The organism is Dyella sp. (genome assembly GCF_036746095.1).
Classification (GTDB): Bacteria; Pseudomonadota; Gammaproteobacteria; order Xanthomonadales; family Rhodanobacteraceae; genus Dyella_B.
Genome location: NZ_DAIOEU010000001.1, coordinates 257666 through 272514 on the forward strand (window position 1 = coordinate 257666; position 14849 = coordinate 272514).

A 14849-nucleotide genomic window follows, 5' to 3' on the forward strand; every position below is an offset into this window, starting at 1 on the left:
GCGTGCTGCCTCATGCGCTCAACTTCATGTACTTGCCGGGTGCATCGGGGTTGGGCACGAACCAGGTCGGCCTGCCTTCCTCATCCTTGCCCAGGCGCGCACCGGCGACGGGTGGCTTGGCGGCATCCAGCGGAAGCACTTCGATCTTTTTGCGTCGTGGCAGGAACTCGGCTTCCTGCAGTTCGAGCACGGAATCCTTGAAGGCCTTGGCGATCGCTGCGAAATCCTCTTCGCCATGCGCGGTGGTGAAGAAGCAGGGGAAGTTGTCCAGGATATGGATGCCGCGGCTGCGCATCATCGCGAACAGCAGATCCTGCAGCGGGTGGTCTTCCAGGAAGTTGGTCTTCCACACGGATGCAAAGTGCGTCACCTTGATTGGCGCGCCCTTTTCCGCGCAGAAAGCGTTCAGTTCATCGGCTAGCGACGCCGTGCGCGCGTTGAGACGCTCCTGCAACGCAGCACCCGCTGTCTTCAAGTGATCGAGCACCGCATGCGCAGCGGCCAGCGCAAGCGGATGGCGCACGAAGGTGCCGGCGAAGTAGGTGACGCCAACCGTCGGAATCGACGCATCCCCGAACTGCCAGCCGCCGCCATCGAGCGCGTCCATGTATTTGCGCTTGCCCGCAATGACTCCGATCGGAAAACCGCCACCGACGACCTTGCCGTAGGAGGCGAGGTCCGCATCGATACCAAGCACTGCCTGCGCACCACGCGGATGCGAGCGGAAGCCGGTGACCACTTCGTCGAAGATCAGCAAGGCGCCGGCATCGCTGGTGATGGCGCGCAGTTCCTGCAGGAATTCGCGCGGCTGGAAATCAGGGCGGCGGCTCTGCACCGGCTCGACCAGCACGGCCGCGATCGAGGATGCGCGCTCGCGGATGATCGCCAGCGATTCGGGTGTACCGTAGTCGAGCACCAGCACGTGCTCGGCGGTGTTGCGCAGAATGCCCGGCGCTGCCGGCACCGAGCGCAGCTTCTTGGTGCCGCGCACGATCACTTCATCGAAGATGCCGTGATACGAGCCGGTAAAGATCACCAGCGTGTCGCGGCCGGTAACGGTGCGCGCCACGCGCACGGTGCCCATCACCGCTTCGGAGCCGGTGTTGCACAGCGCGGCGCGGTCGAAACCGGTGAGCTCGCAGATCTGCTTGGCGACCACGCCGGCCAGCGGATGCTGCGGGCCGATTTCGTAGCCCAGCTCGAGTTGCTTGCGCACGGCGTCCAGCACGAAATCCGGCTGCCAGCCGAACAGGTTCATGCCGAAGCCGTTCAGTGCATCCACATATTCGTTGCCATCCAGGTCCCACACCTTCGAGCCTTTGGAGCGATCGATCACGATCTGGTAGATGATTTCCTTCAGCAGCGGCCGGAAGCCGTTCACCACGCGCGGATCGGCCAGGTGCGGACGATGTTTCTGCGTGTACGCTTTCGACTGCTGCGTGCGCTCGATATAGCGGCGCATGAAGGCATCCAGGCGAACGCGCTGGCGGCCGGTCAGCTCGGTGGAACCGGAGTGGATGCGTGCGATCGCGCCGAAGGCCTTCTTGACGTCGTAGGTGGTGTGCGCGAGTGCGGCCTCTTCGTCGGGCGGCGTATCGACTGCCTGCACCCCTGGCCGCGTCTCGACCGGCGGTGTTGGCGGTGCAGCCACGCTTGCCACCGGTAGGATGGCCGGCGCTGCGTTGCCCGCATTGGCAAGTAACGCCAATTGCTGCTGCATGATCAGCATCTGCTGCTGGATCACGTCCTGGATCAATCCACCACTGGTTGGCAGGGACATGACGGCTACCTGATTTGTCGTTGCGGCCGGTGCGGCAGGCGCGGTGGCGGCGGCTGCATCCACGGCGGTGGTGGCTGCTGCGGCTTCGGGCGGCAGCAAGCGGTCGATATGCTGGGCGAGGCTTGCGAACGAGGAATGTGCTTCCATCAATTCGCGGAAGGTAATCTTCAATGCGAAGGTCTTCTGCAACTGCAACGCCACCTGCGTCAGCGACAGGGAGTCGAGCCCGAGTTCCACGAAATGCGTGGCCGGATCGACGTCGTCGAATTCGGCGCCGGCGACGTCTTCGAACAGCGCGCGGAGCTGCGCGACCAGGCGGGTGGCGCGTGCGGACGTGGTGGATGGGGCCATGGTGGCCTCCGGATTGGTGTTGAGGGGCATGGCGGCTGCCACGGCGGGTTCGGATCGCACGGGCAGCGCGACCACGTTCGATATCGCTGCCGCCGGTGGTGCGTCGGTAGCGCGGGGCACATCGATCCAATGCCGCTTGCGCTCGAACGGATAGGTCGGCAGGCGCACGCGCTGCTTGCGTTGCCGGCGGTCCAGTTGCTCGACGGATATCGCTACGCCACATGACCAGCATTGGCCCACCGCATCGAGCCAGGTGGCGCGTTCGTTCGATGGGCTATCGGCCAGCGAGGCCAGCACGATGCGGCCTCGGCTTTGCGCATGCTGGCGTGCCAGCAGGCTGAGCGTGGTGCGCGGTCCCACTTCGAGCAATGCGTATTGCGAGTCGGCCAGCAAGGTTTGCAGCGCGGTCGAAAAACGCATGGTGCCGCGCAGATGCCGCGTCCAATAAGCGGCGGATGTAGCCTCGTCGTCGTTCAACATGTTGCCGGTCAACGTTGAAGCAATGGGTATGCGCGGTGCGGACAATGCGATCTGTTCGACGGCCTGCCGGAACGGCGCCAGCGCCGGATCCATCATCGACGAGTGGAACGCGTGCGAGGTGTGCAGCAGGCGGCACGCGATACCAGCTTGCTCAAGCTCGGCCTGGAAGGCCTGGACCAGCGATGTTTCGCCGGACACCACGCAGGCATTGGGTGCGTTTTCGGCGGCGAGCGACAACGTGGCAGGCAGGCGTGTTGCCAGGTGCGCGGCGTCCATGCGCACGGACAACATGGAACCGGCGGGCAGCGCCTGCATCAAGCTTCCACGCCGGGCGACGAGTCGTGCACCGTCGGCAAGGCTCATTACGTCGGCGATCACCGCGGCGACGAATTCGCCGATGCTATGGCCGATCATCGCTACGGGCACTACGCCATAACTCATCCACAAGCGTGCGAGCGCGTATTCCATCGCGAAGATGGCCGGCTGCGTGAGTCCGGTGGCGCGCAGCGCTTCGGCATCGTCGGCAAACAGGCGTTCGCGCAGGTCGAAGCCAAGCTCATCGCGCAGGATCTCCGCGCAGGCGTCGATCGCCGTGGCGAACGCGGGTTCTGTTGCATACAGTTCGCGCCCCATGCTGGCGTATTGCGAGCCCTGGCCGGGGAACATGAAGACCATGCCGGGTGGTGGATTGAGCGCGGTCTTGGCGGGCGATAACGTCAGGTCCAGCAGGCGCTTGGCAGCGTCGTCGATGCTGTCGGCAACGATGTGTGTGCGATGCGCGAAGAGCTTGCGTCCTTTGCATAGTGTCCAGGCGATATCGGCCAATTGGGCATTCGATGGCGATGTCGGGGTTCGCGTGGGCTCGCCCCGACCTACGTGTTTGGCGAGGTGTGCGCGTAGTTGCTCCACTGCGTGGCCAAGCGCTGCATCGCTGCGTGCGGAAAGCAGCAATAGTTGCGGGCCGTCGGCGGCGTCGGAAGGTTCGCGTTGCGGCGGTTCCTCAAGCACGACGTGTGCATTCGTGCCACCCACGCCGAAGGAACTCACGCTCGCGCGCAGCGGACCGCCGTCGAACGTCCAGGCGCGCAACGTGTCGTTGACGAAGAACGGCGAGTTGCCGAGATCGAGCTTGGGATTGCTGGCGCGGAAGTGCAGCGACGGCGGCAGGCGACGTTCGGCCAGCGACAGTGCGGTCTTGATCACACCGGCCGCGCCGGCGGCCATCACCAGATGGCCGACGTTGCTTTTCACCGAACCGATCGCGCAGACGCCGCGCTCGCTGGTGCTCTGGCGAAACACCTGGGTCAATCCTTCGATCTCGATCGGGTCACCCAATGGCGTGGCGGTGCCGTGGGTTTCCACATAGGAAATCGAATTCGCCTCGACACCGGCGTTATCCAGCGCCATCGTGATCACGGCCGCTTGCCCGGCACTGCTGGGCGCGGTGAAGCTGGCCTTGGCGCCGCCATCGTTGTTCACCGCGACGCCGCGGATCACGGCGTAGATGGGATCACCATCGTGCAACGCATCGGCGAGGCGCTTCAGCAACACCACCGCGGCGCCATCGCTGAATACCGTGCCGCGCGCATCCGCGTCGAAGCTGCGCGTGTGTCCATCCGGCGACAGCATCGAACCTTCCTGCGAGACATAGCCACTGCGCGGCGGGCAGGCGATGGACGACCCGCCGGCCAGCGCCATGCCGCAATGGCCAGCACGCAAGGCGTCGAAAGCCTGGCACAGCGCGACCAGCGAGGTCGAGCATGCGGTGTTCATGCTGATCGCGGGACCGGTAAGGTTGAGCTTGTGCGCGATGCGTGTGGCCAGGTAATCCTTTTCGTTGGCCAACATCACCTGGAACGCACCCAGCTTGTCGACCAGGTCGGGCCGGGTGCTGATATGGCGCTGGAAATACGTGGCGTTATGCATGCCGCCGAAGACACCCACCGGCACGTCATGCTCGTCCGGCACGTAGCCGCCGCGCTCCAGGCATTCCCAGCACAACTCCAGGAAGATACGCTGCTGCGGGTCCATCAATTCCGCTTCGCGCGGCGACATGCCAAAAAAGGCCGCGTCAAAATTTTCTACGCCGTCGATGATGCCGCGCGCGGACACGTAGGCCGGATCCTTGCGTTGCTCGGCGGGAATGCTCGGATCAAGTTCGTCCGCGCTGAAAAACGTAATCGACTCGCGACCGGCGCAAAGGTTGTCCCAGAACGTCTCCACGTCGTTCGCCCCAGGAAAGCGGCCAGCCATGGCGATGATGGCGATGGGTTCGTCCATGCTGGACGAGCGATGATGCGACAAGCGCGAAGCCAGCGCGGCGCGTGCATCGCCATGCTCGATCATCGCAGCGAGAGCGGCAGGTGTAGGCGTGCCAAAGAAGGCCGCGATGGTGGGCAGGCTCGTTGCCAGCTCGCCATGGATGCGCGTCACGGTACGCACGGCCAGCAGCGAGTTGCCGCCAAGGTCGAAGAAGTGATCGTTGCGGCCCACTTGATCCAGGCCGAGCACGTCGGCGAACAGTTCGCACAAGCGCTGTTCGGTTTTTCCGATCGGCGGCACGTAGACGCCGGCCAGTTCGGAACGGTGGTTGTCCGGCGCGGGCAGGGCACGGCGATCGAGTTTGCCGTTGGCCGTGACAGGCAGCGCATCCATCGCGATGTAGATGGATGGCAGCATGAAATCCGGCAGCACGTGCGCCAAGCGGTCGCGCAAGGTACGGGCGTTGACCGATGCATCGTCGGCCACGTAATACGCCACCAATCGCTTGAATCCCGGCCGGTCTTCGCGAGCCAGCACGGCGCATGCGCGCAGGCCGGGCTGAAGTTGCAAAACCGCCTCGATTTCGCCGATCTCGATGCGGTAGCCGCGGATCTTCATCTGCCCATCGGCACGGCCGACGAACTCGATCGTGCCTTGTGGCAACCAGCGCACCAGATCGCCGGTGCGGTACAGGCGTTCGCCGGCTTCAAGCGGATGCGTAACGAAGCGCTCGGCCGTCAGCTCGGGCCGCGCCAGGTAGCCACGCGCCAGGCCGGCGCCGCCGATATACAGCTCGCCGATCACGCCGGTAGGCACCGCCTCGCCACGGCTGTTCAACACGTACAGCGTGGTGTCGGTGATCGGGCTGCCGATCGGAATCGAGCGCACGTCCGCCGCGATATCGCGTGGAATGCGATAAGTGGCAGCGAACGTGGTGCATTCGGTCGGGCCGTAGCCGTTGATGATGGTGACGTTGGGCAATGCCGCATAGGCCTTGCGCACGTGCGCGACCGACAGCGCTTCGCCGCCGATCAATAGTTGCTGCAGGCCGCGCAGCTTCTGCGCGTTTTCATCGACGATAGCATTGAACAGTGCCGCCGTCAGCCATGCGATGCGCGCGCCGTGGCGCTCGATCGCATCTTCCAGCCCGCAGCCGGTGGGAATGCGTTCGCCGTGCACGATGCAGGTGCCGCCATTGAGCAGGGCACCCCAGATTTCCAGGGTGGATGCATCGAAACCGAGCGGTGCGGCGTGCAACAGGCGTGGTTGGTTGCCGAGGTCGACATAGGTGACGTCACGCACCAAGCGAATGATGGACCGATGCGTGATCTCCACCCCTTTTGGCGTGCCGGTGGAGCCGGACGTATACATCACGTAGGCGAGAGCGCTGCCGTCGACGGCAGGCGGCTGATACGCGGATGCATCGCGCTCCAGCGATGCGAGTTGCACGACCGGCAGCTGCACGTCGGGCAATGCGGGAACATCCGCGCCGGCAATGATCAACGCAGCACGCGCATCGTTGATCACAAAGGCAAGGCGTTCCGTCGGATAGCCCGGATCCAGCGGCAGATAGGCCGCGCCCGCCTTGAGAATGCCCAGGATGGCAACCAGCGCTTCCGGTGAGCGCTCAAGCAATAGCGCAACCGGCGCACCGGCTTCGACCCCCGCGGCCATCAATCCCGCGGCGATGCGATCGGAACGCGCATCGAGTTCGGCGTAGGAAAGCCTGAGATCCAGTGCTTCGATCGCCGATGAACCGGCATGCTGGCGGGCCTGCTCCTTGAACAAGCCATGCACGGTGTCCGTTGCGCGGCGCGATACGGCCGTGGCATTCCATTCGACCAGCATGCGCTGGCGTTCGGCCGGATCGCAGATGTCGAACGATGCCAGGTCGGCATCATCGGATGCACACAACCAGGCCAGCGCACGCATGACGCCGGCGGCGAGCAAGTCGATCGCGGCAGCACTCCATGGCGCGCGAAAGGCCACCTCGATCCGTGCGGGTGAGGTTTGCACGCACCAGTGGCTGTCGCTGGCGCCGCCATCGCACGAGGACTCGGAATCGGGCGAAGGAAGCTCGCCGCTGATGATCCATGCACTGCGGACACTGGCCGGCATCGCCTTGCCAAGCGACGAACAGAACGCCCACAGCCATGCATACCGCCCACCGGTGCGCGGGACTTCCATCGATCGCTGCCTTGCTACGCCGCCCTCGGCGTAGCTGGCTGCTACGACTCGCGTACCCGCGAATCGGGATTCGGCCAGCGCCAATGCAGCACAGAGCATCTGCGTATCGCTAACACCATGCTGTTGCTCTGCGTTGCTCAAGGCGGCGACGAATGCTTCGTCGAGCGCGTATTCGCACCGCATCCAGCCGCTTGCGCAAGCACCCGCCAAAACACCGGCCTGCACGGGCAATACGTCCAGCAACACGCTACCTTCCGCCGCGCCATCCTGGGGCCTGGCTATGCCTATGTTCATGAGGTTTCCGTCCTCCCCGCAGGTGGTGTTGCGTTACGTGATCATTCGGTCAGTCGGCCAATGCATAGGCGCTTTGATGCGCCAGCGATGGACAGGCCGGCAGATGGCTGCCGGTGCCGTGCGCGGCGACCATCACGGACGCGGCGGCATAGGTCAGCGTGTCGAGCAGTGGCAGCTTGCCCACCGGCACCGGCGTGATGCCTTTGCGAGAGAGCAGGTCGTTCACCACATGCCGCATGGCGTTGCGCCGCGTCGCCGCCGTGCTGTAGGTGAAGCTGATAGTGATGGATGGCTCATCGCCCGTTTCGACCATGTGCGGGCAGGTGATGGGCATATAGACGCCCATGCCGGGGCCGACGATGAAAACATGCGCGCGTTCGCGAAACGCTTCGCTCCACTTCACCAGTCCAAGATCATGCCGCGCGTGGAAAACGTCGCGGGCGTGTTCGCTGCACACCTCGGTGTCCTCGGCATCCCACACGTACACTTTCTTGGTGCCGCGAACCTGCAGCAGGATGCCGTGATTGCGATCGATATGAAACGGCGTGGTGGTGTGCGGCGAGGCGACGAAAATCCATCCGGCGCGGTAATGCATGCCAGGATCCTTGCGCTCGATCAACGGCTGGATTGGGTCCATCGCCATGTCGACCAGGCTGCGGTAGGTCGGGTCGTCCTGCACGTGGCGCAACAGCATCCATGCCTTGGCGTCGTTGATGCCCTGCAACGTATCGGCAGCGGATTTTCGATTGGGGTACAGACGGCCGACGTCATCGAAATTGGCGTCGGCGCCGGCGTCGTTGTTGAACGTAAACAGCCGCGTGCTGCCCTGGAAACGCTTGCCCAGCGCCACCAGCTGGTCGGGTTGCAACAGGGGATGCTCGGATAGGCGATGACGCACGGGCTGGATGCGCCATGGGTCGAAGGTGTCCCAATCCAGATCGATAAGTGCCGCCGCGCGGTTGTTCATGATTGAGCCCTCCCGTCATGCAAAAGTTGGTGCAGGGCGTAAACGTTCATTTGCGCCGACACATCACTTGCGTCGCGTTCGCCACGACGTCTTGCTGACCATCTCAGGTTTTGTTGCAACCACTGACGCGGATACGTCAGTCCCCCAACTTATCGATGCATCGCCCCTGGCAATGCATCGCCTCGCACTTCATCTGGACTGGAACGCCAGCAACCACAAAATGGCGCCTTGGGCCGGGGCGCCTTGCCAGCTGACGTTGTACCTGCCTGCCGCAGCGACCTGCTTATAGGCCACCGCGCATTGCACGCCGCTGTTGTCGGGAAGCTTCAAATAGCTGTCGATAACCGTGAATCCGTTATTGGGTACGGCGGACATGCGTTTTACGCCACCATCGCCCCACCACACGGCAATCAGCGTGGCAGGGCCGCTGGTAGTGACGGTGCCGCTGCTCATGGTCGTGCCGGTGGGTGCGTAGGTCTGGCTGACGTCCTTGAGCACGCCCGCATCTTTGATCTCGATGAACGGCACGGATATTTCGCCGGCCGCATTGCCGTTCTTGATGAAACTGACGGTGTGGCCGGGGCCGCCTTTGGCTGCGAGCGCCACATAGGCCTTGACGTTGAAGCGGTCGCCGTAGCCGTTGCCGAACGGCACGTCGTTGCCCAGTTGCTTCCAGCGGTTGCCGTAGTTGTCGATCGGATCCAGCGCGTTGCTCGAATAGCCGCCGTTGAAGACGATCAACGAACTGCCATGTTGCTGTGTTGTGATCGGATCGGTAATGACCGGGTTGGTGCCGAGGCCTTCGGACTGGGTTTGCAGCGTATGCGCGCCCAATGAGACGGTTGGAACGCCCGGTGCCCCCTGAGCTGGCACGCAACCTGCTACAGCGACGCAAAGCACACCGGCCGCGGTACGGCGGCAACAGGCGGCAAGATAGTCGCGACAGCCTTGCACGGGATTCCCCTCCCCTAGGGCGTGTGATCAATTTTGAGAACTAGATCACACTAAGTCAAGCTGAAAATATGCTTGCGAAGATCTTCACACTGCGCGAGGCTAGCGTTGTTCCTCCGCAGCCGCCCGGGTGGCCAGGCGTGCGGGAGCGGCACCATGCAACAGGGGAAACAAGCATGGCCAACGAGATCGATTTTCTTGAGTTGTATCGGCAGCTCAGGGTGAGCCCCGATTGCAGCGTGGACGAATTCAAGCGCGCCTACCGCCGCTGCGTATCCACCCTGCATCCGGACCGTACACTCCCGGGACATGAGGGATATAAGAACTCGCGCAGCGGGCAGCGCTTGCAGCAGCTCAATGTGCAATACGACGCGGCGATGGAATTCCTGCGGCTTCATGGGCGCCTGCCTGGCGCGCCGCCGCCTGCGTTCGTTGCCTCGCAGCGAGTGAACCCGCCGCGCCCGACGCCGGCGCCGTCATTTTCACCGCCGCGTACGTCGCGGCGCCCGCACATGAAATGGTTGATTTTGGTGGCGCTGCTTGCCACCGGCATTCTGTTCTGGGGCGCATCCGCGGTGACGCCCTCATCGGACGGCGGCAACGACAGCACCAGCCACGACAGCGACACCGCGCCCACCGACGCACCGGCTGCACCGATGTTGACCCTGGGTATGTCGCCGGAAAACGTACGCGCCATCGAAGGCAGACCTGTCGAGATTCGTGATGACCTGTGGGAGTACGGACCATCGTGGGTGCGGTTCGACCACGGTTCGGTGGTCGATTGGTACAGCTCGCCATTGCATTCGCTGAAAACGGCTCAAACACGGCCACCCGGCGCGCGCAATTGATGTGGTTTGATTGCCTTCGGCCCGCGTAAATCCCATCGCCGTCATTCCTGCTTTCGCTGGAATGACGTCGTTTTAGCTTTCCCGCAAGAACAGCGAAAAATTTCCCCGGACAGCAGTGCGCTTCCGCGGGAATGACGGCCATACGTAGGTCCTTGATGCTACCGTGCGCCGCGGCTGAACAGCACCACCTCCACGGTCTCGATCAGGATCAGCATGTCGAACAGCAAATTCTGGTTCTTTACGTAAAACAGGTCGTATTTGAGTTTTTCGGCGGCGTCCTCTTCCGACGCGCCGTACGGATAGCTCAATTGCGCCCAGCCGGCGAGCCCGGGTTTCAAGCAATGACGCAAGCTGTAGAACGGAATCTTGGTGGCGAGGTCGGCAACGAACTGCGGCCGTTCCGGACGCGGACCGACAATGCTCATGTCGCTCTTGAGCACGTTCCATAGCTGCGGCAATTCGTCGAACCGCAATTTGCGGCAAATGCGGCCCACGCGCGTGACGCGATCGTCTTGCCTGCTGGCCCAGCGCGCGACGCCGTCGCGTTCGGCATCGGTGCGCATGCTGCGGAATTTGAGCAGCCAGAACGTCTGGCCGTTTTCGCCGACACGTTCCTGCCGATACAGGATGGGCTGGCCGGGGCCGGATTCGAGCCGGATGGCCAATGCCACCAGCAGCATCAATGGCCAGCACAGCAGCAACAAGGCGGCGGCGGCCATCACGTCGAAACAGCGCTTGGTCACGCGGCGCAGCGGCGTGGCATGGAAGCCACCCGAAAACACCAGCCACGACGGCTCCAGCGACAGCAGTTGCACGCGGCCGGATTCGCGCTCGAAGAAGGTGGTCAGATCGGTGATCATCACGCCGGCCTGCCGGCATTCCAGCAAGCCATCCATCGGCAACCTGCCGCGGCGGTCGTCGACGCTTACGACGATCTCATCGATTTGCTCGCGCTTGGCCAGCATCGGCAACGGCACGTCCGGCACAATCAGTTTGTCGGCAGGAATGGCGACGTTTTCGCCGGGGCAGGGGAGATAGCCGACCACCGTGAAACCGCGGCGATCCGAGCGCCGGCGCATGCGGTTGTGAATCTGCGCGGCGCGTTGGCCAGTGCCGAGAATCAAGACGCGCGGCTTGAACGATTCGATGTCCACCACGCGCATGAACAACAAGCGAAACACCATCACCGCCAGGAAGCCCATCACCAGCGCCATGCTCAACACGCCACGCCCGACATACGCCTGCGGCACCAGGTAATAACCGACGATCAGCAACAGGCCGCCGATAACGAAGGCGACTGCCTGGCGCGCCACCGCACCTTGCCAGGTCGTGCGCAGATGCGTGCGGTATTCGCCGAGCGCCACCATGCCCAACATGATGACCACCGCAAAGATCACGGACCGCAACAGCAAGTGGTGCGATACATCGACCAGCTCGTCGGCATTGCGCAAATAGCGCAGCTGCATGGCCAGGTAAAGCGAGGACGCCAGCAAGGCCAATTCGGCAATGCCGAATAGCATCAACCAACGCACCGTTTGACGCCGAAGAAAGCGAAGCATCCCAGCTACCCCTAAACGCTGTTTTCCCCTTGAGGAGGCTGAAACTACGCTATTTTTTTTTCGGTGTCGATGCTGATTTTCAGCCGTATGGAAGGTGTTGCAGGCGCGAAACGGGGGTGTTGTTACACGGGTGATACAGGGGTGAGAAAGTGCTTAAAGAGTACGTGAGGGTAGTTATTGAGGGGTGGAACGAGGTACATCCCATCACCATAAACTCCAGCCCGTCATTCCGGCGAAGGCCGGAATCCAGTCCAAGTACGTCGTGCGAAGCACTCAACATAAAAATGTCGTGTCCTTCGGACGCATATTTAAACTGGATTCCGGCCTTCGCCGGAATGACGGGCAAGAGCGTGGCTTACACCGCCTCCGACACAGCGGACGCACGCATCGCCGCACGCAACTGATCGGCAAGCCGCAGAGCCAGCGCAACGATCGTAAAAGTCGGAAACGCCCAACCACCGGTGGGAAATACTGAACTCCCGGCGACATGCAGGTTTTCCACGCCATGCACGCGGCAGTGCGGATCGACGACGCCGCGCCGTGGATCGTCAGACATGCGCGTCGTGCCCAGGTGGTGTGCGGTGGTGTGGACTTCGGCGGTGGCGTTGTCGTCGCCGCTCAACCATGCGGCAGGCCGGTAAGTACCACCGCAAGCGCTGGCAAGCTCGTTGCCGAACAACGCCGCCGCGGTGCGGTAGGTGTGGCGATCGAGCGCGGTGAGCCGCCAATCCACGCAGACCTTCGGCAAACCCAATGCATCGCGCTCATGGGCGAGCGTTATGCGGCTATCGGGATTGGGAGCTTGTTCGAAATACCCCATCAGTTCGACGCGGTTGCTGCGCACGGTCGGCTTGTTGCGCAGCTTTTGCAGGAACGCCTTGGCGATATCCGTGGAGCCAAGCCCGACGCGCAGCGCCAGCATCGCAATAGGGTCGTTGCGCGCACGCGCGTCATCATCGTTGGCGGGCGCGTTTCTCAGCGCAGCGCAAAGACGTGCTTCCAGCAATGCATTTTCCTCCTGCACGGATGGCCGCAATGCGGCACGGAAATCGCGCAGGGAGCGAATGCCTTGCGGGACGGAGCCTTCGACGGCAAACGGATGGACGCGTCCATTCAAGATGCGCTGCGTTTCCTGGAACGCATGCGACAAACCAATTTCCGGGAACGCGGGCGCGGGGCCTTTGCCGAGATTGCGATCGTAAGGGCGCGTCAGCCGTTCCGGCGTTTCGGCAGTGATCGTGCCCATGTTGCCGCAGGGATGATCCATGAAATAACGGCCGACCAGATCATGCTGGTTGCCCAGGCCATGCGGCAAGACGGAGTTCGATAGCAACAGCAGACGCGCATTTTCGATGCCGCCGCAAGCCAGCACGTAATGCTGCGCGCGCACGACGCCCTTGCGTCCATGGACGGTGCCAATGCGCGCATGGCGGACGGAAGCGCCACTGGCCGAGGCATGCAGCTCAAGCAGGTTGGCATGCAGCAAGACAGTGATATTCGGCGCTTTTTCCAGCTCGGCGCGATACGCCTTGCCGAACAGGATCGGGCTGCGCGCAAAGATGTAGTTGACCAGCTTGTCGGCGTCGAACGGCAGCGGCGCGCGTGCGAGCGGCGTCAGGAAGGCGCCGTCGCCGAGATAGTGCGCCTCGACCTGGCAATATTCGCGCGCGCGTTCGTAATAAGGCTTCAGATCGTCGTAGGCGATGGGCCAGCCGCTATCCGGGACCCAATCGCGTTCGGCCATGTCGCGGCTGCCCAACGGAATGCAGCCGCCACCCCATAAATTGCAGCTGCCGCCAAAGACGCGCATGCGCGAGGTGCCTGCATCCAGCCGCGGAGTACCAATGGACATGCCTTCGTAAAGCGCCTGGCTTTGTTCTTCGCCGGTGGCGCCGCCGCCTTCGATCAGGCAGACGGAGATCGGCGTGCCGATGAAACGCCGTGCGATGGCAATGCCGGCAGCGCCTGCGCCGATGATGCAGAGATCCGCATCCAGGTCGGATGCGGAAGAACTATCCAGGTAATCAATGATCACGTCGCCCCCAAGGCTCTTTGCGTGCGCAAGTCGCAGCGAGCTGCCTAAGCTACTCGCGGTAGTAGTCCCTGTACCAGCTTACGAAGTTCGCGATGCCCGTGGCCACGGAAATTCTGGGCGCATAACCGACGGACTGTATCAGTTCCGTTACATCCGCTTCGGTATCGGGCACGTCGCCAGCTTGCAACGGCAGCATTTCCATCTTTGCCTTGCGGCCCAGGCACTGCTCGAGCACCTCGATGTACTGAAGCAGTTCCACCGGTTGTTCGTTGCCGATGTTGTAGAGCCGGTACGGCGCGACGCCACTGCTGGCCGGATCAGGCGCGGCGCTGTTCCATTCGGCGTTTTTTCCAGGCGCGCGATCCAGCGTGCGCACGACGCCTTCGACAATATCGTCCACATAGGTAAAGCTGCGCTTGTGCTTGCCATGGTTGAACACCTTGATGGGCTCGCCGGCAAGAATCGCCTTGGTGAACAGGAACAGCGCCATGTCCGGGCGACCCCACGGCCCGTACACTGTAAAGAAGCGCAACCCGGTGCTAGGAATGCCGTACAGGTGCGCATAGCTATGCGCCATCTGCTCGTTGGCCTTTTTGGTGGCGGCATAGAGGGTGAGCGGATGTTCGGCCGATTGATGCTCGGAGAAGGGCATCGCGGTATTGGCGCCGTAGACCGAACTGGTCGATGCAAACACCAGGTGTTCGACAGAATGCTGGCGGCAGCCTTCGAGGATATGCAGAAATCCGGTGACGTTGCTGGAGACGTAGGCGTATGGGTTTTCAGCGGCATAACGCACGCCTGCTTGCGCAGCGAGATTGATGACGCGTTGTGGCTTGTGCGTGGCGAAGGTCTGTTCGACGGCGTTGCGATCGGCAAGGTCGGCATGGACGTGCGTGTAGTGCGGGTGGTCGATGAAGCGCGCCAGGCGCGCCTTCTTCAAGCGGACATCGTAGTAATCGTTGAGGCTGTCGAAACCGATGACCTCGTCGCCCCGTTCGAGCAATTTGAGCGCTACATGCGAACCGATAAAGCCGGCGGTGCCGGTGACGAGCACTTTCATGGCGTGACATCCTGGATGTCTGGGTGAGCTTCGTAGGCTGGGATGAAATCCCAGCTTTTGTCAGCATGGCGATGC

7 protein-coding genes are annotated in these 14849 nt (G+C 62.8%); 1 reads left to right on the plus strand and 6 read right to left on the minus strand.

The features are described 5' to 3' along the window. Positions 1-10: 10 nt before the first annotated feature. From V7M64_RS00945 to V7M64_RS00955, 3 genes are all read right to left on the minus strand, one after another. The gene (locus tag V7M64_RS00945; RefSeq protein ID WP_333676362.1) at positions 11-7354 is read right to left on the minus strand and encodes an amino acid adenylation domain-containing protein; all 7344 of its coding nucleotides are present in this window, start codon (positions 7352-7354) and stop codon (positions 11-13) included. A 49-nt stretch (positions 7355-7403) separates the two neighbouring features. Beyond that, positions 7404-8321: a cupin-like domain-containing protein gene (locus V7M64_RS00950; protein ID WP_333676363.1), complete on the minus strand. Its 918-nt coding sequence runs from the start codon at positions 8319-8321 to the stop codon at positions 7404-7406. 189 nt (positions 8322-8510) lie between these two features. Continuing rightward, positions 8511-9194 (minus strand): hypothetical protein, encoded by a 684-nt coding sequence (locus tag V7M64_RS00955; RefSeq protein ID WP_333676364.1) that lies wholly within the window; start codon positions 9192-9194, stop codon positions 8511-8513. Between the two features lie 254 nt (positions 9195-9448). Here V7M64_RS00955 and V7M64_RS00960 point away from each other — a divergent pair, with 254 nt between their 5' ends. Further along, a complete protein-coding gene (locus tag V7M64_RS00960; protein WP_333676366.1) occupies positions 9449-10120 on the plus strand; it encodes a J domain-containing protein in 672 nt (223 codons plus the stop codon). A 158-nt stretch (positions 10121-10278) separates the two neighbouring features. Here V7M64_RS00960 and V7M64_RS00965 read toward each other — a convergent pair whose 3' ends face one another. From V7M64_RS00965 to V7M64_RS00975, 3 genes are all read right to left on the minus strand, one after another. Next, complete coding sequence (locus tag V7M64_RS00965) at positions 10279-11640, minus strand: TIGR03013 family XrtA/PEP-CTERM system glycosyltransferase (protein WP_333676367.1); 1362 nt, start codon at positions 11638-11640, stop codon at positions 10279-10281. Positions 11641-12034: 394 nt separating this feature from the next. Continuing rightward, positions 12035-13714 carry a GMC oxidoreductase gene (locus tag V7M64_RS00970; RefSeq protein ID WP_333676369.1) on the minus strand — a complete coding sequence of 560 codons (1680 nt, stop codon included), beginning with the start codon at positions 13712-13714 and terminating at the stop codon, positions 12035-12037. A 49-nt stretch (positions 13715-13763) separates the two neighbouring features. Next, positions 13764-14774 carry an NAD-dependent epimerase gene (locus V7M64_RS00975; protein ID WP_333676370.1) on the minus strand — a complete coding sequence of 337 codons (1011 nt, stop codon included), beginning with the start codon at positions 14772-14774 and terminating at the stop codon, positions 13764-13766. Positions 14775-14849 lie beyond the last annotated feature (75 nt).